Annotated in this window: 18 protein-coding genes; 4 read left to right on the top strand and 14 right to left on the bottom strand. The window is 65.6% G+C overall.

Going from position 1 to position 20531, the window contains the following annotated elements:
• Positions 1–85: 85 nt before the first annotated feature.
• Positions 86–313 carry a hypothetical protein gene (locus tag ACO055_RS12480; RefSeq protein ID WP_422059207.1) on the top strand — a complete coding sequence of 76 codons (228 nt, stop codon included), beginning with the start codon at positions 86–88 and terminating at the stop codon, positions 311–313.
• A 138-nt stretch (positions 314–451) separates the two neighbouring features.
• Here ACO055_RS12480 and mmsB read toward each other — a convergent pair whose 3' ends face one another.
• From mmsB to ACO055_RS12520, 8 genes are all read right to left on the bottom strand, one after another.
• The gene (gene mmsB, locus ACO055_RS12485) at positions 452–1327 is read right to left on the bottom strand and encodes a 3-hydroxyisobutyrate dehydrogenase (protein WP_422059208.1); all 876 of its coding nucleotides are present in this window, start codon (positions 1325–1327) and stop codon (positions 452–454) included.
• Positions 1324–1674, bottom strand: coding sequence for a hypothetical protein (locus ACO055_RS12490; RefSeq protein ID WP_422059209.1), 351 nt, complete (start codon positions 1672–1674; stop codon positions 1324–1326). Before ACO055_RS12490 ends, mmsB begins: the two co-directional genes overlap by 4 nt.
• 4 nt (positions 1675–1678) lie before the next feature.
• Positions 1679–2461, bottom strand: a complete 783-nt coding sequence (locus ACO055_RS12495) for an enoyl-CoA hydratase-related protein (RefSeq protein ID WP_422059210.1) — start codon at positions 2459–2461, stop codon at positions 1679–1681.
• Between the two features lie 99 nt (positions 2462–2560).
• A complete protein-coding gene (locus ACO055_RS12500; RefSeq protein ID WP_422059211.1) occupies positions 2561–3607 on the bottom strand; it encodes an enoyl-CoA hydratase/isomerase family protein in 1047 nt (348 codons plus the stop codon).
• Positions 3607–4752, bottom strand: coding sequence for an acyl-CoA dehydrogenase family protein (locus ACO055_RS12505; protein ID WP_422059212.1), 1146 nt, complete (start codon positions 4750–4752; stop codon positions 3607–3609). Before ACO055_RS12505 ends, ACO055_RS12500 begins: the two co-directional genes overlap by 1 nt.
• Complete coding sequence (locus ACO055_RS12510; protein WP_422059213.1) at positions 4749–5150, bottom strand: RidA family protein; 402 nt, start codon at positions 5148–5150, stop codon at positions 4749–4751. Before ACO055_RS12510 ends, ACO055_RS12505 begins: the two co-directional genes overlap by 4 nt.
• Positions 5143–5445, bottom strand: a complete 303-nt coding sequence (locus ACO055_RS12515; RefSeq protein WP_422059214.1) for an I78 family peptidase inhibitor — start codon at positions 5443–5445, stop codon at positions 5143–5145. Before ACO055_RS12515 ends, ACO055_RS12510 begins: the two co-directional genes overlap by 8 nt.
• Before the next feature lie 99 nt (positions 5446–5544).
• On the bottom strand, positions 5545–7038 hold the full coding sequence (locus ACO055_RS12520; RefSeq protein WP_422059215.1) for a CoA-acylating methylmalonate-semialdehyde dehydrogenase: 1494 nt from the start codon (positions 7036–7038) through the stop codon (positions 5545–5547).
• Positions 7039–7135: 97 nt separating this feature from the next.
• On the opposite strand from ACO055_RS12520, the gene ACO055_RS12525 reads away from it, so the two are divergent.
• Complete coding sequence (locus ACO055_RS12525; RefSeq protein WP_422062461.1) at positions 7136–8023, top strand: LysR family transcriptional regulator; 888 nt, start codon at positions 7136–7138, stop codon at positions 8021–8023.
• A gap of 112 nt (positions 8024–8135) precedes the next feature.
• Here ACO055_RS12525 and ACO055_RS12530 read toward each other — a convergent pair whose 3' ends face one another.
• The 4 genes from ACO055_RS12530 to ACO055_RS12545 are packed head-to-tail and all read right to left on the bottom strand — an operon-like array spanning position 8136 to position 12988.
• Positions 8136–9458 carry a mannitol dehydrogenase family protein gene (locus ACO055_RS12530; protein ID WP_422059216.1) on the bottom strand — a complete coding sequence of 441 codons (1323 nt, stop codon included), beginning with the start codon at positions 9456–9458 and terminating at the stop codon, positions 8136–8138.
• Positions 9455–10867 carry a glucuronate isomerase gene (gene uxaC / locus ACO055_RS12535; RefSeq protein ID WP_422059217.1) on the bottom strand — a complete coding sequence of 471 codons (1413 nt, stop codon included), beginning with the start codon at positions 10865–10867 and terminating at the stop codon, positions 9455–9457. Before uxaC ends, ACO055_RS12530 begins: the two co-directional genes overlap by 4 nt.
• Before the next feature lie 5 nt (positions 10868–10872).
• Entirely contained in the window at positions 10873–12180 is a 1308-nt protein-coding gene (locus ACO055_RS12540) for an MFS transporter (RefSeq protein ID WP_422059218.1), read from the bottom strand.
• A gap of 19 nt (positions 12181–12199) precedes the next feature.
• Positions 12200–12988 (bottom strand): 2-keto-4-pentenoate hydratase, encoded by a 789-nt coding sequence (locus ACO055_RS12545; protein WP_422059219.1) that lies wholly within the window; start codon positions 12986–12988, stop codon positions 12200–12202.
• Between the two features lie 173 nt (positions 12989–13161).
• On the opposite strand from ACO055_RS12545, the gene ACO055_RS12550 reads away from it, so the two are divergent.
• Positions 13162–14214: a LacI family DNA-binding transcriptional regulator gene (locus ACO055_RS12550; protein WP_422059220.1), complete on the top strand. Its 1053-nt coding sequence runs from the start codon at positions 13162–13164 to the stop codon at positions 14212–14214.
• Positions 14215–14218: 4 nt separating this feature from the next.
• Positions 14219–15748: a UxaA family hydrolase gene (locus tag ACO055_RS12555; protein WP_422059221.1), complete on the top strand. Its 1530-nt coding sequence runs from the start codon at positions 14219–14221 to the stop codon at positions 15746–15748.
• A gap of 7 nt (positions 15749–15755) precedes the next feature.
• Here the strand turns inward: ACO055_RS12555 and ACO055_RS12560 are convergent, their stop codons facing one another.
• Both ACO055_RS12560 and ACO055_RS12565 read right to left on the bottom strand, forming a co-directional pair.
• Positions 15756–17333 carry a family 43 glycosylhydrolase gene (locus ACO055_RS12560; protein WP_422062462.1) on the bottom strand — a complete coding sequence of 526 codons (1578 nt, stop codon included), beginning with the start codon at positions 17331–17333 and terminating at the stop codon, positions 15756–15758.
• Between the two features lie 110 nt (positions 17334–17443).
• Positions 17444–20293: a TonB-dependent receptor gene (locus ACO055_RS12565; protein ID WP_422059222.1), complete on the bottom strand. Its 2850-nt coding sequence runs from the start codon at positions 20291–20293 to the stop codon at positions 17444–17446.
• Positions 20294–20531: the final 238 nt, after the last annotated feature.

The following is a 20531-nucleotide window of genomic DNA, read 5'->3' on the forward strand; positions in this document are numbered from 1 at the left end:
GCGAGGCACGCGGCGCGGACCGGGAAATCGCGATTCAAGGTTAAAGCGGTGGTAATAGCTGCCGTTACGGCAAAGCATGACCGCCATGTCGTTTCTTGCCGTCCTGTTGTTCACCGGAAGCGTCACCGCTGCACCGCCCACGGCACAGCCGCAGGCGACGGCGACCGGCGTCGCGCGCGCGCGCATTCTGGCGCCAGCCGAAGTGCGGCGGATCGACGGGCGACTGCAAGTGATCGCCGGCGACCGCCGCGCCCCCACGCAGGTGCATCGCACGGAGCGCACCGATGGCGGCGAGACGGCGGATTTTTACTGAGCGCCCGTCGCGGCGATCCGTTTCCGACCGCGGCGCAATCGCCAGACCATCGTCACCCCGGGCTTGATCCGGGGTCCAGGACGTCAACGCCACCAGTGGATCCCGGATCAAGTCCGGGATGACCAAAATGGAAAAGGCTCAGCCCTGCAACGTCTGGATGATCGCCGAAAAGTCGCGGCCGTCCGTGTCGGCTGCGACGAAGGCTTCGTATAGCTCGCGGGCCTTTGCCCCCATCGGGACATCGGCATCGACGCTGGCCGCGGCCTCCATCGCGAGGCGCAGATCCTTGAGCATCAGCGCCGCCGCGAACCCGCCCTTATAATCATTGTCGGCGGGGGTCGTCGGGCCGACGCCGGGGAGCGGTGCATAGCTGGTCAGCGACCAGCACTGCCCCGAAGACACGCTGGCGATGTCGAAGAATTTCTGCGGATCGAGCCCGAGCTTGAGCGCAAGCGCGAGCGTTTCGCACGTCGCGACCATCGACGCGCCGAGCAGCATGTTGTTGCATATCTTTGCGCCCTGGCCCGCGCCCGCGTCGCCGGCGTGGATCACCGCCTTGCCCATCCGGGCGAGGATCGGTTCGGCGCGCGCAAAGCCCGCGTCGGTGCCGCCGACCATGAAGGTCAAGGTGCCGGCGTTCGCCGCCGCGATACCGCCCGAGACGGGCGCGTCGACGGCGACAAGACCCTTGGCGGTCGCGGCTTCGATGTTCGACCGCGCGGTCGCGACGTCGATCGTCGAGCAGTCGAGCAGCAGCGTGCCCGGCGCGGCGTTCGGAAAGACGTCGCCTTCATAGACCGAAGCGACATGCTTGCCCGCGGGGAGCATCGTCACGATCGCCTCGACACCGGTGACGGCTTCGGCGGCCGACACGGCGCGCGCGCATCCTGCCTCGACGGCGCGGGCGAGCGCCTCTTCACTCAAATCGAAGGCGCGGACCTCATGCCCTGCCTTCGCGAGGTTCGCGGCCATCCCGCCGCCCATGTTGCCGAGTCCGATAAAGGCGATTTTCATGTCGCGGAGTCCTTCGCATGACGACCCAGCAGAATGTCCGACGTCACGCCGTCATGCTTCCAGGCCAGATAGGTGAGATAGGGCAGCAGGAACCCCGCACCGCCGAAAAACGCGGCTATCGCCAGGGCGATAGCGGCGCCCGAGAAGCGATTGCGCCACGCGGTCCAGCTTGCCGACAGGAAGAGCATCATCAGGAAATCAAGGTTGAACTGGCCCGGCCATGTCCCCCGCGCGATGTCGCCAAAGAAATAGGAGAAAAGATTAAGGCCATGTTCGGCAATGACCCTGGCCGTGTAGAACAACAGCACACCCCACAATATGATCAGAATCAGATAGAAGGGCCGCATCCCTCTATCGCCCCTTCCACACGCCTTCGCGCTTTTCGATGAACGCGGCCATGCCCTCGGCCTTGTCTTCGGTCGCGGCGAGGATCTGGAACAGGCGGCGTTCGTAGATCAGCCCTTGGTCGAGCGTCGTTTCGAACGCCGCGTTGACCATATCCTTGTTCACCATCGCGGCCATCGGCGGCATCGATGCAATGAGTGTCGCGGTCTTTACCGCCTCGTCGACCAGCGTCTCGTGCGGCACGACGCGCGCCACGAGGCCCGAGCGTTCGGCTTCGGCGGCGTCCATCATCCGGCCGGTCAGGCACATTTCCATTGCCTTCGCCTTGCCGATCGCGCGGGTCAGCCGCTGCGACCCGCCCATGCCCGGCGCGACGCCGAGCTTGATCTCGGGCTGGCCGAACTTCGCCTTGTCGCTCGCGATGATGAAGTCGGCCATCATCGCCAGCTCGCAGCCGCCGCCGAGCGAGAAACCGTTGACCGCGGCGATCCACGGCTTGCGGACCTTCTTCACAAAGTCGCTCGTCCATTTCGAGAAGAAATCCTCGAGGTAGAAATCGGCGGCGGGCTTGTCGGCCATTTCCTTGATGTCGGCGCCGGCCGCAAACGCCTTGTCGCCCGAGCCGGTGAGGATGGCGCAGCGCTGGCTGTCGTCGGCCTCAAACGCCGCAAACGCCGCGATCAGATCGCCCAGCACATCCGAGTTGAGCGCATTCAGAGCTTGCGGGCGGTTGAGCGTCACCAGAGTGACGGCGCCGCGCGTTTCGACGAGAAGGGTTTCGTAGGTCATTCAGATGATCTCCAGATATTCGTCATGCCGGACTTGATCCGGTATCCATGACCCCGTGGACCCCGGATCAAGTCCGGGGTGACGAAGATGGGTGGGCAGTTAGCTGAGCGGCGTCCATTTCTCATTGTCAGGAAGCGGCGCGAAGATCGCGTCGATCCAGTCGTCGGTGACTGCCTCGGCGGTCGGCGGGTCCCATTTCGGGCTGTTGTCCTTGTCGATGATCAGCGCGCGGACGCCTTCGATGAAATCGTGCATCGCAACGACGCGGCTGCCGATCGCATATTCCTGTGTCATCTGCGCGGCGAAGTCGTGCATTTCGCCGCCTTCCTTCAGCTGGCGGAGCGCGACCTTGCAGGTTTGGGGCGACTTGCCGTGGAGGATGCCAAGCTCCTTCGCCGCCCAGTCGCTGCCATCGGCTTCGAGCGCGGCGAGAATATCCTCATAGGTGTCGCTCGCGAACAGCCGGTTGATCTTGTCGATATGGCCGGTGATCGGCGCGGGCGGCGCGGTGACGGACAGATCGCCCAAGATGCCGCCGATGCGGTCGGGATGCGCGGCGATGCGATCCTTCGCTTCGGCCAGCTTGTCCGACGGCAGATAATGCGTCGCGAGCCCGAGCGCCAAACAATCCGCCCCGTCGAGCCGCGCGCCGGTGAGCGCGAGATAGGCGCCGACGCGGCCTTCGAGCCGCGGCAGATACCAGCCGCCGCCGACGTCGGGGAACAGGCCGATCCCCGTCTCGGGCATCGCAAAGCGCGTATGCTCGGTTGCGACGCGATATTTCGCGGGCTGCGAGATCCCGACCCCGCCGCCCATCGTGATGCCGTCCATGAAGGCGACAACGGGCTTGGGGTATGTGAAGAGCAGGTGGTTAAGACGATATTCGGTGTGGAAGAATGCGCGCGCTTCCTTGCCGTCCTTCGCGCCGCTTGTCGCGAGCATGCGGATGTCGCCGCCGGCGCAGAAGCCGCGACCTTCGCTATGATCGATGATCACCGCCTCGACCGCGTCATCGCCCTGCCATGTGACGAGCGCGTCGATCATCGCCTTGCACATCGCGAGGTTGAGCGCGTGGATCGCCTTGGGGCGATTGAGCGACAGGCGGCCGGCGCGGCCGTCGGTCGAGATCAGTACGTCTTCGGTCATCATTGCCTCAGCAAATCCCTTCCGATGATCATCCGCATCACCTGGTTGGTGCCTTCGAGGATCGAATGGACGCGCAGGTCGCGCCAGAATCGCTCGATCGGATAATCCTTCAAATAGCCGTAGCCGCCGAACAATTGCAGCGCGTCGTTGACGATCTTGCTGCCATTGTCGGTCGCCAGCCGCTTTGCCATCGCCGAGAAGCGCGACTTGTCGGGAGCGTTCGCGGTGACCTTTGCCGCTGCCATATAGAGCAGCGCGCGCGCGGCTTCGAGGTCGGTCGCCATGTCGGCGAGCATGAACTGGGTGTTCTGGAAATCGGCGATCGGCGACCCGAATTGCTGGCGGTCCTTCGAATAGGCGACCGCTTCGTCGAGACAGCGCTGCGCCCCGCCCAAGGAGCAGGCGCCGATGTTGAGGCGGCCGCCGTCGAGCCCCGCCATCGCGAAGCGAAACCCGTCGCCCTCGGCCCCGACGCGATTCTCGACCGGCACTTTCACATTGTCGAAGATCACCTGCGCAGTCGGCGAGGCGTTCCAGCCGAGTTTGCGTTCCTTGGCGCCGAAGCTGACGCCGGGCATGTCCTTGTCGATGACGAGGCACGAAATGCCCTTTGGTCCCGGCTGACCCGTGCGCACCATCGTGACATAGATGTCGTTGACCCCGGCGCCCGAGATGAACTGCTTGGTGCCGTTGACGACATAATGGTCGCCCTCGAGCTTTGCCGTGGTCTTGAGCGCGGCGGCGTCCGACCCGCTGCCGGGTTCGGTCAGGCAATAGCTCGCGATCTGGTCCATCGTGACGAGGCCGGGCAGGAATTTCGCCTTCACTTCGGCACCACCGAAGGTATCGATCATCCAGCTCGACATATTGTGGATCGAGATGAACGCGCTCGTCGCGGGGCAGCCATAGGACATGGCTTCCATGATCAGCGCCGCCTCCAGCCGGCCGAGGCCGATGCCGCCCGATTCCTCGCTGACATAGATGGCGGCAAAGCCGAGTTCGGCCGCCTGCTTGATCACGTCGCGCGGGAAATGCGCTTTCTCGTCCCATTCGGCGGCGAAGGGCGTGATCGCGTCGGCGGTGAATTTGCGCGCCATATCCTGGATCGCAAGCTGATCGTCGGTAAGCTGGAACTGGTCGGTCATGCTGTCTTCTCGATGATGGCTTCGGCTTCGATTTCGACTTTCCACTCGGGGCGGATGAGCGCGGGGATCACCAGCATCGTCGACGCCGGGCGGATATGCTGGAACACCGCGCCATGCGCCCGGCCGACCAGGTCGGCATCGGCGGCGTCGGTGATATACATGCGCGTGCGGACGACATCGGCGAAGCTGCCGCCGAGCGCGGTCAGCGCTTCGCCGATGATCGCCAGGCAGCGCGCCGCCTGCGCGCCGGCGTCGCCGGGGGTCGACGACCCGTCGGGCTCGATCGGTGCACAGCCGGCCACGTCGATACGGCTGCCCACCCGAACCGCCCGGCTATAGCCATAGACCGGTTCGAACGGCGAGGCCGAGCTGTGGTTGCGACGGGTGCTGTCAGCCACAGCTGATCTGCGTGATCTTGTATGCGTCGTCGTACAGGACGTTCACGCGGTCCTGCCGATAATCCATAGTCATCGCCGAACGCGGCGGGCCCCAGCGCAGCGTGCGCGCACCGGTCGCCTTGACGACCGCGGCGCCGACATCGGGCGTCGCGGTCTGGCCGACGAAGCTTTGCGCCGGATCGGCACTGCACGTCATTTCAGCAGGCGGCGGCGGGGTCGTTTCGGCAGGCGCTTCGCTGCTCGCGCAGGCGGCAAGCGGCAGGACAGCGGCGATGGCAAAGAAGCGAATGTCCATATCGAGTCTCCCTTTCGTCAAACCTCAGACGCAGCGCGTATAGCGCAAAGGCCGGGCGGCGGCACCCTCGCCATCGTCATGGCCAGGGTGCGCCAGCCGCTAACCCATCGTCGGGATGACGAACGCGTTGCCGCCGTCGGGCGATCCATCGGGCCAGCGCGCAGTGACGGTCTTGACCTTGGTCCAGAACTTCACGCCTTCCATGCCATGCTGGTTGGTGTCGCCGAACGCCGAGCGTTTCCAGCCGCCGAAGGTGTGATAGGCGACGGGCACCGGGATCGGCACGTTGATGCCGACCATGCCGACATTGACCCGCGCGGCGAATTCGCGCGCAGCGTGGCCGTTGCGCGTGAAGATCGCGACGCCGTTGCCGTACTGATGCTTGCTGGGCAGTTCGAGCGCGGTTTCGAAATCGGGAGCGCGGACGATCTGGAGCACCGGCCCGAAGATTTCCTCCTTGTACGATTCCATGTCGGTGGTGACATGATCGAACAGCGTCGGGCCGACGAAGAAGCCCTTCTCATGCCCCTGCAAGGTGAAGCCGCGGCCGTCGACGACCAGTTCGGCGCCCTCGTCGGCGCATTTCTGGATCCAGCCCTCGACCTTGTCCTTGTGCGCTTGCGTCACCACCGGGCCGTAATGCGCATCGGGATCGGTCGAGACGCCGACACGCAGCGCCTCGATCGCGGGGATCAGCTTGGCACGGAGGCGGTTCGCGGTGTCCTCGCCGACGGGGACGACGACGGGCAGCGCCATGCAGCGTTCGCCCGCCGACCCGAAGGCGGCGCCGGTCAGATCATTGACGACCTGATCGAGATCGGCGTCGGGCATGACGATGCCATGGTTCTTCGCGCCGCCCATCGCCTGGACGCGCTTGCCGTTCGCGACGCCGCGGTTGTAGACATAATGCGCGATGTCCGACGAGCCGACGAAGCTGACCGCGCCGATATCGGGATGGTCGAGGATCGCGTCGACCATTTCCTTGTCGCCGTGGACGACCTGGCAAATCCCTTCGGGAAGGCCCGCTTCGAGGAAGAGTTCGGCGAGGCGGACGGGTACCGACGGGTCGCGTTCGCTCGGCTTGATGATGAAGGCGTTGCCGGTCGCGATCGCGACGCCCGACATCCACAGCGGGATCATCGCGGGGAAGTTGAACGGGGTGATGCCCGCGCCGATGCCGATCGGCTGGCGCATCGAATAGACGTCGATGCCGGGGCCGGCGCCCTGCGTATATTCGCCCTTCAGCACGTGCGGGATGCCGCAGCAGAATTCGATGACCTCGAGCCCGCGCTGAATGTCGCCCTTCGAATCGGCGATTACCTTGCCATGTTCGCTCGACAGCATGTGCGCGAGCGCATCCATATTGGCTTCGACGAGGCGCTTGAATTCGAACATCACGCGCGCGCGGCGCTGCGGATTGGTCGCGGCCCAGGCGGGCTGCGCCGCCTTTGCCGCCGCGACGGCTTTCGCGAGCAACGCGGCATCGCCGAGCGCGACCTGCGCTTGCACGCCGCCATTGTTGGGGTCGAGAACGTCGCCCTGGCGCACGCTGCCGCCGGCACCGCCGACGATAAGATGGTCGATCTGTCGCATGTTCGAGTCTCCCGTAAAATCTTGCCGATGCCACAGACCAGTTGCAGCCTGATTGCAAGGGATAGACTTGCAGTCCGATCCTGCATATTTGCAGCTTATGGACTGGGACAAGCTGCAATATTTCCTGTTCGTCGCACGCCATGGCACGCTCGCGCGCGCCGGTGCGGCGCTGCATGTGGATGCGACGACGGTCAGCCGCCGGGTGAGTGCGCTCGAAGCTGCGCTGGGCCAGACATTGTTCGAACGCGCGCCGTCGGGTTTCGTTCTGACCGCGGCGGGCCGGGCGCTCGTTCCGCACGCCGAAGCGATGGCGGCCGCCGCGGCGCGGATCCATTCGGCGCGCGAGGGCGGTTCGGCGCTGTCGGGGCAATTGCGCGTCAGCGTCTCCGAAGGCTTTGGCTACAGCTTTATCGCGCCGCGCGTCGAAGGCTTTGCGGCGGCGCACCCCGAGCTGGAGATCGACCTTGTCGCGTCGTCGGGCTTCCTCAATCCGTCGCGGCGCGAAGCCGACATGGCGGTGCTGCTCGCACGGCCGCGCAAGGGCCCGCTGATCACGCGCAAGCTGTCGGACTACAGCTTGGGCCTTTATGCCCCCACCGACCGGCCCGACTGGCAGGAAGCGGTCGCGAGCGTTCCGCTGTCGCGCGCGGGAATCCCGGTGATCGGCTATATGCCCGACATCCTCTATGCCCCCGAACTCGATTATCTGGGCGAGATCGAACCGGGGCTGCGCGCGACGATCCGATCGTCGTCGATCCTCGCGCAGCGGCGGATGATCGCGGGCGGAGCCGGCGTCGGCGTGCTGCCCTGCTTTTTGGCGGCGGGCGATCCGGGGCTGGTGCGCGTGCGGCCCGAACAGACCGTCGCGCGCGCCTTCTGGCTCGCGCTGCACCGCGACGTCGCGCCGCAGCCGCGCATCCGGGCGTTCATCGACTGGCTCGACGCCGAGGTGCGGGAGAGTCGGGAGTTGCTGGTTCCGGGGTGACGTCCGCGCGCATTACAGATCTCCGTTTCCCCGCGAAGGCAGCGACCCATCTCCGGTCCGCGCAATCTTGAACCGTCAGGTGATGGCCCCCTGCCTTCGCAGGGGTGCAGGATCAGATTTCCGGCCGCCAGTCCGATGCGATCAAACCGCCCTCACCGAACAGCCTTTCGACCGCGTCGGGCCCCGCCACCGCCCCGCGCAACCGGTCGGCGAGCGGATCGTCGATCGGGCAGTCGCTGCGCAAGAAGGCAATCCATGCGGCTATCGCGGCTTCCAGCGATGGACAGCGCCCTCCGCGCGCCTGATGCCATGCGAGCGTTTCGAGCCAGCGCTGGGGAATCTTCTGGCTGCCGTCCATCGCGATCTGGAGCAGCCGGTGGTGCAGCGCCGGGTTGGCGAAACGCGCGATCAGCGCATCGGCATAAAGCGCCAGATCCTGACCCGGTGCCGCATCGATCGTCGGCGCGGCTTCGTCGCGCATCAACCGGTCGATCAGCGGCCGGATCGCGCGATCGGCGATCGCCTGATGCACGAAGACATGACCGGCGCCGAGGCCGATATAGGCAAGCGCCGAATGCGCGCCGTTGAGCATGCGCAGTTTCGCGGTCTCATAGGGCGCGACATCGGACACGAGTTCGGCGCCGACTGCTTCCCAGCGCGGGCGCGGGCCGGCGAAATCATTCTCGACCACCCATTGGCTGAAGCCTTCGGTGACCACCGCACCTTCGTCGCGCGCGCCGAGCGCGGCTTCGACGGCCGCGCGGTCGGCCTCGGTCGTCGCGGGGACGATGCGGTCGATCATCGTCGCGGGGCAACGGCATGCCGCGTCGAACCAGCCGACGAGACCGGGATGCTCGGCGGCCAGATATTGACGCATCAGCGCCTTCAGCGCCGCGCCATTGCCCGCAAGATTGTCACAGCTGAGCAAGGTCAGCCCGGGCAGCCCGGCCGCCTTTCGCGCGGCGAGTCCGGCGCCGACGAAGCGATAGAGGCTGGGCGATTCCCTGGCGGCCGCCAGATCGAGCGCGCCGTCGGGGCCTCGCAAATAGCCCTTTTCGGTCACCGTAAAGCTGATGATATGCGTCGTCGGCGCGGCGATCGCATCGATCACCGCCTGCGGATCGTCGGGCGCGACCAGCACGCGTTGCACCGCACCGATCAGCCGCAGTTCGCTGCCCGCTGCGCTGCGCACGCCGACCGTGTAAAGCCCGTCCTGCGCGTTCAGTTGCGCCGCGACATCGCCCGACCGCAGCGACACGCCGACGATCCTCCAGTCGCGGTCCCCCGCCCCCATCGCATCGTCGGTGTAAACCGCCTGATGCGCGCGGTGGAAAGCGCCGATACCGATGTGGACGATCCCCGCGGCCTGCGCCGAGCGGTCGTAGGCCGGCTGCGGGATCGACGATGGAAGCGGCGTTTCCGCGGTCAGCCTCACAGCCGGTAGGCCGCCTTGGCGAGCGTATAGCTGAGGTCGGTCGCAAGCTCGGCGGCTTCCCATTCCTCGAGCCTGTGCTCGGCGACGAGCTGCGCAAGAAAGCCGCAGTCGATGCGCCGCGCGACATCGTGGCGCGCAGGGATCGACAGAAAGGCGCGCGTGTCGTCGTTGAAGCCGACACTGTTGTAGAAGCCCGCCGTCTCGGTCATTGACCCGCGAAAGCGCCGCATCCCTTCGGGGCTGTCGTGGAACCACCAGGCGGGCCCGAGCTTCAGCGCCGGATAATGGCCCGCGAGCGGCGCCAGCTCCCTCGCATAGCTCGTCTCGTCGAGCGTGAAGAGGATGATCGTCAGCCCCGCCTGATTGCCATAGCGCGCGAGCAGCGGGCGGAGCGCGTGGACATAGTCGGTGCTCATGGGAATATCCGCGCCCTTGTCGCGGCCATAATGGTCGAACAGCCAGGGGTTGTGATTGCGGAAGGCGCCGGGGTGAATCTGCATGACGAGCCCGTCGTCCAGGCTCATCCCCGCCATCACGGTCAGCATATGCGCGCGGAACAGCTCGGCATCGGCGGCGGCGACGTCGCCGCGGGTGACGCGCGCAAACAGCGCCTCGGCTTCGGTCCTGGTCAGGTCGGCGGTCGCGGCAGTCGGATGGCCATGATCGGTCGAGGTCGCACCCATTTCGGCGAAGAAGGCGCGGCGGTTGCGGTGCGCGGCCAGATAGCCGGCATAGCTGTACGCATCCTCGCCCGACAGATCGGAGAAGCGTGCAAGATTGGCATAAAAGCCTTCGAACTCGGGATCGACGACGGGGTCGGGGCGATAGGCGGTGATCACCCGCCCGCTCCATTCGCCGCTTTCGTTCGCGGTGCGGATCACGCGATGATGCTCGAGCGTATCGAGCGGGCTTTCGGTCGTCGCGATCACTTCGATCCCGAAACGGTCGAACAGCGCACGCGGGCGGAACGCATCGCTCGCCAGCTTTTCGGTGATCCGGTCATAATAAAGATCCGAGGTCGCAGCCTCGAACTGCACGTCGATCCCGAACGCCTCGGCGAACACCCAATCCATCCACATCCGCGACGGGGTGCCACGGAACAGATGGTAATTCTGTGCAAACAGCCGCCAGCTTGCCCGGGGATCGGCGTCGGGGTTGCGGATGCCGAGCGCATCGAGCGACACGCCCTGCGAATAGAGCATCCGGAACACATAATGGTCGGGATGCAGCAACATCTCGGTCGCGTTGCCGAACGGCTGATTGTCCGCGAACCAGCGGGGGTCGGTATGGCCGTGCGGGCTGATGATCGGCAGGCCTGCCACGCCCGCGTAAAGTCGGCGCGCGATGTCGCGCTGCGCCGGGTCGGAGGGAAAGAGCCGGTCGGGGGAGAGCCGCAACGGACGCGTCATGGGATTCAGGCTTCGCTTTCTACGGTCACCGGCGCGAGGCGCGGGCTCAACAGGTGGATCGCCAGAACGGCGAGGAAATAGGTGGTCGTGCACACCGCGAAGATGATCGTGTAATTGCCGCCGGTCGCGTCGAGGACGAGCCCGGTCGACTTCGCCATGATCATGCCGCCGATGCCGCCCATGAAGCCGCCGAGCCCGATCACCGAACCGACCGCGCGCTTCGGAAACATATCGGGCGGGATCGACAGGATCGTCGACGAAAAGGCCTGATGCCCGGCGAGCGCGATGCCGATGAGCACCACCGCGAGCCACATATTCTCCAGGCCGGTGACGAACAGCAAGGGCAGCACGCAACAGCCCGCACCCAGCATCGTCGCCTTGCGCGCGAAATTGACGCTGCGGCCGCTCTGGATCAGCTTCGACGACACCCAGCCACCCGCGATGCTGCCGACGTCGGAGAGCAGATACATGATGATCATCGGCAGCAGCACGATCTTGAGATCGACGTCATAGGTCGAGCTGAAATATTTCGGCAGCCAGAAAAGCATCAGGAACCAGACGGGGTCGGTCAGGAACTTGCCGACGGCAAAGGCCCAGGCCTCGCGCTTGGTGACGATCTTCGCCCAACCGAGGCGCTCGACCTGTTCGGGTGGATCATGTTCGATCCACGCGAGTTCGGCCTCGCTGACCTTCCCGCTTTCGCGCGGATTGCTATAGAGCCAGAGCCATAGCGTGAGCAGCACGACGCCGAACGCGCCGGTGTAGAAAAAGGTATCGCGCCAGTCCAGGCCGAGCACGCGCATGAACAGCGCCACCGTCGGTGCGGTCAGGATCACGCCGATCGTCGTCGCACTGTTGACCCAGCCGATCGCATAGGATCGCTCTTTCTGCGGAAACCATTCGCTCGCCGCGCGGACGACCGAGGGGAAATGCCCCGCCTCGCCGACGCCCAGGATCGACCGTGCCACCATGAACGAGGCGACCGAACCCGCGAAACCGTGCGCGACATGGCCGATCGTCCAGATCGTGATTGCCACCGCATAGCCGATCTTCGGCCCGAAACGGTCGATCAGCCAGCCCATGAACAGAAAGCCGAGCGCATAGGCCGCCTGGAATGCCGTGACGATATTGCCATAGTCATTCTCGCTCCACCGCATCTCGTCGCCGAGCACGGGCGCGAGCAGGCCAAGCATGGTGCGGTCGATATAATTGACCGTCGTCGCGGCAAACAGCAGCGCGATGATCAGCCAGCGGTAACGACCCGCCCGCGGCACGGGCGATGTCGCACCGTCCCCCGCAATTGCCTGCGCCATAGCTCTCTCCCGTATCCGTCTAATAACCCGATATTGTACAGCCGACGCGGATTTTTCCGTCGAAGAGCGCGTCTGCGCGCTGGCTGGGGCGAATTTCGTGAATGCCGGTGATCGCACCGGTCGACACCCAGGTGCCGGGCGCGATCGCGATGCCGCGCGCGCGCAAGGTGCGGATCAGAAACTGTGCGGCGCCGAACGGACCGTCGAGCATCGTTTCCATCGTCGCCGCGCCGACACTGGCGCCGTCGATGAACACCTCGACCGGCATCCGGATCAGGTCGATGTCCTGCCAGCCGACAATGGCGGGGCCAAGCACCAGCCCCTTGTTGTTGCCATAGTCCGACGCGGTAACCGCGGGGCCGTTCTGGTTGATCGCGACGAAGGGTGAACTGGCGATCTCGATCCCGGTACGCACTTCGGTGATGCACGCGCGAACGCTGTCGATGTCGTAATCGCGCGTACCGACGTCGCCGAGGCACAGCAGCACCTCGGCTTCGGCCGCAGCGAAGCCATCGGCATAGACAGGCATTGCAGGGCGCTCGCCCATGCTGGCGTCGAAAATCTCGTCGGTGAAGATCGGTCCGGCCAGGCGATTGTCGCCAAAATGGTCGACCAGGTCGGCAGCGATTCGCCCGACCTTCCATCCACCGATGCGGCGCCCGTCGAGCGCGATGGCGGCATCCTGGATCGCATAGGCGTCGGCCATCGTCTGCGGCATCACGCCGGGATAGGAGGTAAGCGGTGTCTTTTCGGTGCGCGCCGTGATCAGCGCGCGGGCCACATTTTCCTGTTCGTTCGTCGGTGGCATCTTTGTCGTTTCCCTCTTCCGCGGAATGCTCTAAAAGACACCGGTGTCAAAAGCAAGCGAATAGCCGTCGCCGGAGTTGATTTTGCCGGACCAAGTCCTCACTAGGGGCTTGACCGGCCGAACGGAGGGCATGGCGTTTCGGGCACGCGGCGCGGTGGATAGAAAGCGATAAGATGGCGGCACGCACGGGCGGACAGAGTGGCAAGCAGCCGACGATCAACGACGTCGCTGCGCTCGCGGGGGTGTCGAAGAAGACGGTCAGCCGCGTGATCAACCGATCCGAGTTCATCAGCGAAAAGACGCGCGTCGCGGTCCAGCAGGCGATCGAGACGCTGGGCTTTGTTCCCAACCCACAGGCACGCGCGCTCGCCTTTCGGCGCAATTTCCTGATCGCGCTGCTCCACGACAATCCGAACGCGCAGACGGTACTGAATTTTCAGCAGGGTGTGCTCGACGCGATCAAGGACAGCGATCTGGCGCTGCTCGTCCGTCCGGTCGACCGCGGGTCGGACAAGATGCTCGACGACGTCCGCACCTTTCTGGAAAAACAGCGGCCGATCGGCGCGATGCTGTTGCCGCCGATTTCGGAAAATGACGATCTCGCCAAACTCTGCGAGGACCTGGGCGTGCGCTATGTCCGCGTCGGCTCGGCGCCGCTCGACGATGCGGCGCATTGCGTCTCGTCGAACGACCGCGAAGTCGTTGCCGAGGCGGTCGGCAAGCTGATCGGCCTTGGCCACCGCCGCATCGGATTTGTGCGCGGCCCCGTCGGCTTCCGCTCCGCCGCCGAGCGCGAACAGGGATTCCGCGAAGCGCTGGCCGAAGCGGGGCTGTCGCTCGCCGACGAACTCTATGCGCCGGGCAATTACCGCTACACCGCAGGGGTCGAAGCCGGCGAAGCGTTGCTGTCGCTGAAGGAGCCGCCGACGGCGGTCTTTGTGTCGAACGACGAAATGGCCGCCGGCGTGATGAGCGTCGCACACGGCAAGGGCATCGCCGTGCCCGCCGACCTGTCGATCATCGGCTTCGACGATTCGCCGACCGCGACGCATATCTGGCCCGCGCTCAGTACGGTGCGCTGGCCGATCCGCGAGATGGGATCGCGCGCCGCCCGCGCGCTCGTCTCCGACTTCCTCGGTCCCAATGCCAAGCTGGCCGACGACGAGAGCCCGGTGATGCCGTCGACCTTCATCGAGCGCCAGTCGGTCGCGCCGCCGGGGCGCTGAAACGATGACCGACCACGCCGAAACAGCGCCATCGACGACACCGGTAGCGGCGGTCCGGATCCATCCGGCGGATACGGTCGCCACCGCTATCGCCGACCTTGCGGCGGGCGAACTGCTGGCGATTGGCGGAACCGGAGTCCGCCCGATCGAACCGGTCGCGCGCGGGCATAAGGTCGCGCTCGCGCCGATCGCGCGCGGCGCGGCGGTGATCAAATATGGCTTTCCGATCGGCGTCGCGACGGCCGACATCGCGGCGGGCGCGCATGTGCACAGCCATAATCTGGCGACGGCGCTGAGCGGTGCCGGCGACTATCATTATGCACCGCCAGCCCCGGCCCCGGCACCGGCACCGGCACCCGCCGCCAGCGCGCGCAGTTTCCGGGGCTATGTCCGCGCCGACGGGCGCGTCGGGACGCGCAACGAGATCTGGATCATTCCGACCGTCGGCTGCGTCGGCAACCTGGCCGCGCGCGTGGCGCGGATCGCGGGCGCGCGCCACGCGGGGCGGGTCGACGGCGTCCATGCCTTCAAGCACCCCTTCGGCTGTTCGCAACTCGGCGACGACCTGGGCCATACCCGCGCCCTGCTCGCGGCGCTGGCGCAGCATCCCAATGCGGGCGGCGTGCTGATCGTCGGGCTGGGGTGCGAAAGCAACCAGCTCGGCCCGTTGCTGGACGGCATCGCGCCCGCGCGCCGCGCGCATATTCGCACGCTGTCGGCGCAGGCTGTCGAGGACGACGAAGCTGCGTGCCTTGCGCTGGTCGACGATCTGGTCGCGGCGTGCGCCGACATGGCGCGCACCGAGGTGCCGCTGTCCAGGCTGGTGCTCGGCGTCAAGTGCGGCGGCTCCGACGGTCTGTCGGGCCTGACCGCCAACCCGCTTGTCGGGCGGATGGCCGATGCCGTCGCGGCGGTCGGCGGCAAGGTGGTGCTGACCGAAATCCCGGAGATTTTCGCCGCCGAGCAGATGCTGATGGACCGCGCGGTATCGCGCGAGGTGTTCGACGAGACAGCGCGGCTGGTGCGCGACTTCAAGGACTATTTCATCCGCAACGGCGAGCCGGTGAGCGAAAACCCGTCACCCGGCAATATCGCCGGAGGCATCACGACGCTCGAGGAAAAATCGCTCGGCGCCGTGCAGAAGGGCGGCAAGGTGCCGGTCGTCGATGTCCGGCGCTATGGCGGCGAAGCCACGATCCCGGGCCTGACCTTGCTCGAAGCGCCGGGCAACGACGCGGTGTCTTCGACCGCGCTGACCGCGGCGGGCGCGACGATCATCCTGTTCACCACCGGCCGCGGCACCCCGCTCGGCTTTCCGGCGCCGACGCTGAAGATCGCGTCGAACAGCCCGCTCGCGGCGCGCAAGTCGGGCTGGATCGATTTCGACGCGGGGCAGGTTCTGGAAGCCGGTTTCGACAGCGCAGCCGACGCGTTGCTCGGCCTGATCACGGCCACCGCCTCGGGCGGGGAGACCAAGGCCGAGACGAACGAGGAGCGCGATATCGCGATCTGGAAATCGGGCGTCACGCTCTGAAAAGTATCTAAGCGAGCGCCTCGAACCTAAAGTTACGGAAGCGCGCCTCGCGCGCCCCGGCCGAATAGAGCCCGGGCCGCAGCATCAGGAATCCGCCGCGGACATTGTGGTGATACCCCGACACCTCCATCCCGCGGTCGAAGCGGCGCCAGCTTTTTCCGCCGTCGCTGCTGGTGTCATAGGTGACGATATGCCGGTCGTTGGTGACGCGCATGCGCAGCACGCGGCCATGCGGATTTGCGGGACGGCCGCGCTCGATGCCATATTGATGCGTCACGAAATGCGTCTCGTCGAAGCCGAGCCCGCAATAGAGCCTCTCGTCATAGAAGAGGATCAGCCCCGCGGTGCCGCCGGGCGCAATCTCGATATCGCATTCGAACCGATAGGCCTGATCGCCGGCGATCAGCAGCAAGGGCGATGAATCGACCGGAGCCACCCCGCGCGCCTTCAGCACCAGCGTGCCGTCCTCGGCGCGAGCCCGGCTGCGCTCGTCGGGCGCGGGCTTGAAGAAGTTCCATTTGGCGCCGAGCGCGAGCGTCGCGAAATCGTCCGACAGCGCCATGCCGTGCGGCCCGGCCAGCCCGCCCTTCGGCTTGGCGATCGGATGCGACAGGTCGCCGCCCGTCATCTTGAACCAGCCGTCGTCGGTCCACTCGACCGGATCGAGCAATGTCTGCCGCCCGAGCGTCCAATAGCCATTCTCGAAGCCGTGATAGACGCTCCACCAGTCGCCCGCCGGACCTTCGACAAGCGTCGCATGGCCGCGCGACCACCATTTTTCGGCGATCGAGGTCGTGCGCACGATCGGGTTCGCGGGACAATTTTCCCACGGCCCGTGGATCGACTTCGACCGCGCCGCGATCACCATATGCCCGGTCGGCGGCCCCGCCGTGCCCCCCACCGCAGTGATCATGTAGAAATAGGCGCCGCGGCGGAGAATCTTGGGCCCTTCGGGAGAAAAGCCTTCGGCCACCCAGTCGGCGGGATAGCGCCACGGGTCATAGACATGCTCGGGCTCGCCGATCCGTTGCAGGCCGTCGTCCGACAATCGCACGCGGTCGCCGCCCGACAGGAACAGCCAGCGCGATCCGTCTTCGCCGACCGCATGGCCGGGGTCGATATGGCTGGGAAGCCCCAGATCGATCGGTTCGCTCCACGGCCCCTCGATCCTGTCGGCCCAGATGACCCAGCTGGTGTTCGGGCCCTTGGTCGGGATGTAGAGGAAATAGCGTCCCTGATGCTTGCAAAGCTCGGGCGCCCACACCGATCCGATATTCTTCGTGAGCGCAGGGCCGACCGGCCGCCAGTTCACCAGATCGCGCGAATGCCAGATGACCAGCCCCGGATAGGAATCGAAGGTCGAGAAGGTCATGTAATAATCGCCCCCGTCCTTCAGGATCGACGGGTCGGGATGGTCGCCCGCCATGATCGGGTTGAGGAAGCGCCCGTCGCCGAGATCGGCCTTGCGCTGGCCGTCGAGGCCTTTCGCCCACGCCGTCGGCGGCGCGGGAGGTTCGGCTGCGATGGCGCGCGGCGCGGCAGGCAGGCCGCTCGCGAACAGGCCCGCGCCCGCCAGCTTCAGCATCTCGCGGCGATCGGTCACTTTTTTCTCCTCGGGCAAAGAAAAGGCCCGGCCCTCGCATGGAAGACCGGGCCTTTTCCGGGACTGACTTCAGGGTAACACCCCCTCAGCGATCACATCTTGAAGCGCGCGCCGAACAATATGGTGCGGCCGAAATGGTTATTCTCGTAGCTGCGGTCGGCATCGAAATCGGTGAAGCGATAGCGATAGGTGTCGAGCAGATTATTGCCCTCGACCGACAGTTCGACCCACTCGGTCAGCTTGTAACGGACCGACGCATCGAGATTCCAGGTCGCGCCATAGCCTTCGAAGACGTTGCCGGTGCCGCTGTTGGCATCGATGTACCGGCTGCGATAGCTGGCCGAGACACGCGAGCTGAACGCGCCGTCGTCATAATAGAGCGTGCCGTTGTACGCCCGCTTCGAGACGCCGAACAAAGTGGCCGAACGCACCGCGTTGACCAGCGCGCCGCCCGGTAGGATCGCCGGACCCTGCACATTATAATCGGCGTCGGACTTGATGAACGTCGCATTGGCGAGGATGCCGAAGTGGCTGAAGAAGCCCTGATCGAGGAACGCCGTGAACGGGATCTGCGCCGCGAGCTCGACCCCCTTCAGCGTCGCCCCCGCGCCGTTGATGTTCGCGGTGATCGTATAGAGCTGGTTCGGATCGAAGTTGATGAAGGCCGGCGAGCTCGGCGGCAGCGCCTCCTTCGGCAGCCCCGTCGATGCGAAGGTCGCGGTAAAGGCCTGGCTGATCGGGAAGCTTTCGACCTTCTTCACGAAGGCTGCGGCCGACAGCACCGCCCCCGGCGCGAAATACCATTCGACGCCCAGGTCGAAGTTGGTCGCACGATAGGGGTCGAGCTGCGGATTGCCGTAGCTGACGCGATAGTTGAAGCCGTCGATCGTCCCGCCGGGCGTCAGGTTGCCGAGCGTCGGACGCGTGATCACCTTTGCGATCGCGCCGCGGATGATGACATCTTCCTGCGGATAGAGCGCGACGTTGAACGAAGGCAGCCAGTCGTCATAGCTGCGCTTCACGGTCACGACGCTGCCCGACAATACGCCGGTCGATGCCTGCGCGGTATGCGCGTAACGGATGCCCGCATTCCCGGCATATTCCATGCCGAACAGCTCGCCCTTGACGTCGAACTGGAGATAGCCGCCCGAGGTCGTTTCCTGAACCGCGCGGGTGTTGCCGGTGTCGGGGTTTGCGGTGCGGCTATAGAGCCGGGTGAAGTCGGTCGCGGCCGGGAAGGACGGGATCAGCCACTGGGTCGTCGTCCCCGTCGGCTGGCCGGCTTTGCCCAGCGTGAACAGTTCGGACAGCGCCGCGGTGACGGGGAAACCATAGACCGCCGTCGGGCCGAACAGGCTCGTCGCCGAACAGGCGATCGTTCCCGAGGTGCTGGTGACCAGGCTGGTGCCGCCGTTGCCGCACACGGCACTGTCGCGGGTGAAGGCGACCGAGTCGAAGTTGAAGCGGCGCCACATGCCGCCCAGCTTGACCTGGAAACCGTCGGTGACGTCCCATTCGGTGCGCAGCTGCGCCGTCTTGAACTTGTTCGTCACGTTCGACGGGCGGTCGCGGATTTCGGCGAGCTGGAACACCGCCGGATCGCTGACGCTGGTGCCGAACGTCAGCAGCGGGCTCTTCATGTCGGTATAGTCGTAGCGATAGCCCTGCGCGTCGCGGTCGTCGAAGACGATCGTCGTTTCGACAGGGATGTCGGCTTTCGATTTCGACATGCCGCCGAGCAGCGTGAAGCGGAAACTGTCGCTGATATCCTGATCCCAGGTGCCGCCGAACTGGGTGAACTGGGTTTCCGACTTGCGCAGATAATGCTCGGTGCGGACCCAGGCGTCGTTGAGCGTTGCCGAGATCATATTGTTGTTCGCGTCATAGACCGGATTGACGACATTGATCGATCGCTCGTTCGAGCGCAGCAACACTTCGCCCCACTTTTCCTCACGATCCTCGCGGAAGCGCGAGAAGAGCGCATCGAACGAGAAGCGCGTGCTCTCGGTCGGCTCGAACTGGATCGAGCCCGTCACGCCAAGACGTTCGCGGCGATGCTCGATCTCGCCATAACGGGGGATACGCGGATGAAAGGCAAGCGCGGCCTGGTTGCACGCGGTGCCGGGTACATAGGTGCCGCCGCTGTTGGCGGTGGTCCAGCAGTTTGTGCCGTTCACCGAATCGAACCGCGCCTGCGCCCAGCGCACGCTGTTGTTGCCGAGTTCGAGGGTGGTTCCCTTCGAATAGGCGGCCGATACCGAAGCGCCGAACGTTCCGGCGTCGTTACGCCAGCTGAGCAGGCCCGCGACGCGCGGCCCCAGATCCTTCGACAGGTCGTTATAGGATCCGACGACCGACACCGCGCCGCGAAGGCCCGACTTGCCGCCCAGCGGATTGCCGGTGTTGAGATCGACGACCGCACCGAGTGAGCCCTCGTCGAGCGAGGCTTCGGCGGTCTTGTGGACGACGATGCTGCTGAACAGTTCGGACGCAAAGACGTTGAAGTCGAAGGCACGGTCGCGGTTCGACGACGCGCCGTCGGTCGAGGTCGCAACGGTTTCGAGGCCGTTCAGGCGAACGCGGGTGAATTGCGCGCCCAGACCGCGCACGGTGATCGCGCGGCCCTCGCCGCCGTCGCGCTGGATCGAAATGCCGGGAATGCGCTGAAGCGATTCGGCCAGATTCTGGTCGGGAAATTTGGCGATATCTTCCGCGACGATCGCATCGACGGCCGCGACCGAGTCGCGCTTCACGTTGAGCGCCGCCTGCAGCGAGGCGCGGAAGCCGGTGACGACAATCTCGCCCTCCACCGGTGCGGCTTCGTCGGTCGCGACCTCGGCCGCATCCTGCGCCCAGACCGGCGATACCGTCAGCACCGCGAGCGACGCGCCGCAAGCGAGTCTGGTCAGCGTGCTCAAGCCCCGCGCGTTATGAATAGCCATCATCATCCTCCCTTATCGCAGTGCCTTCCCGCCTCTGGCAAGGAATGACACCGGTTACCTTTGCTGGACAGGCAAATCGCTCGATCGGCTGTCCCAAAAATTTCAGAGAGTACGCTGGCGGCCGTCGCTCTTGCGACTGGCAGGGCGCCCTCTCCCCCATGCTTGTGTCGTTGACCGGTTTAGGTAACCGGTGTCAAAAAGGATTGAAGGATTGTGGCGTCTATGTCAAGACCCCAAT

It is taken from the genome of Sphingopyxis sp. (assembly GCF_965227415.1).
In the GTDB taxonomy this organism is placed as follows: domain Bacteria; phylum Pseudomonadota; class Alphaproteobacteria; order Sphingomonadales; family Sphingomonadaceae; genus Sphingopyxis.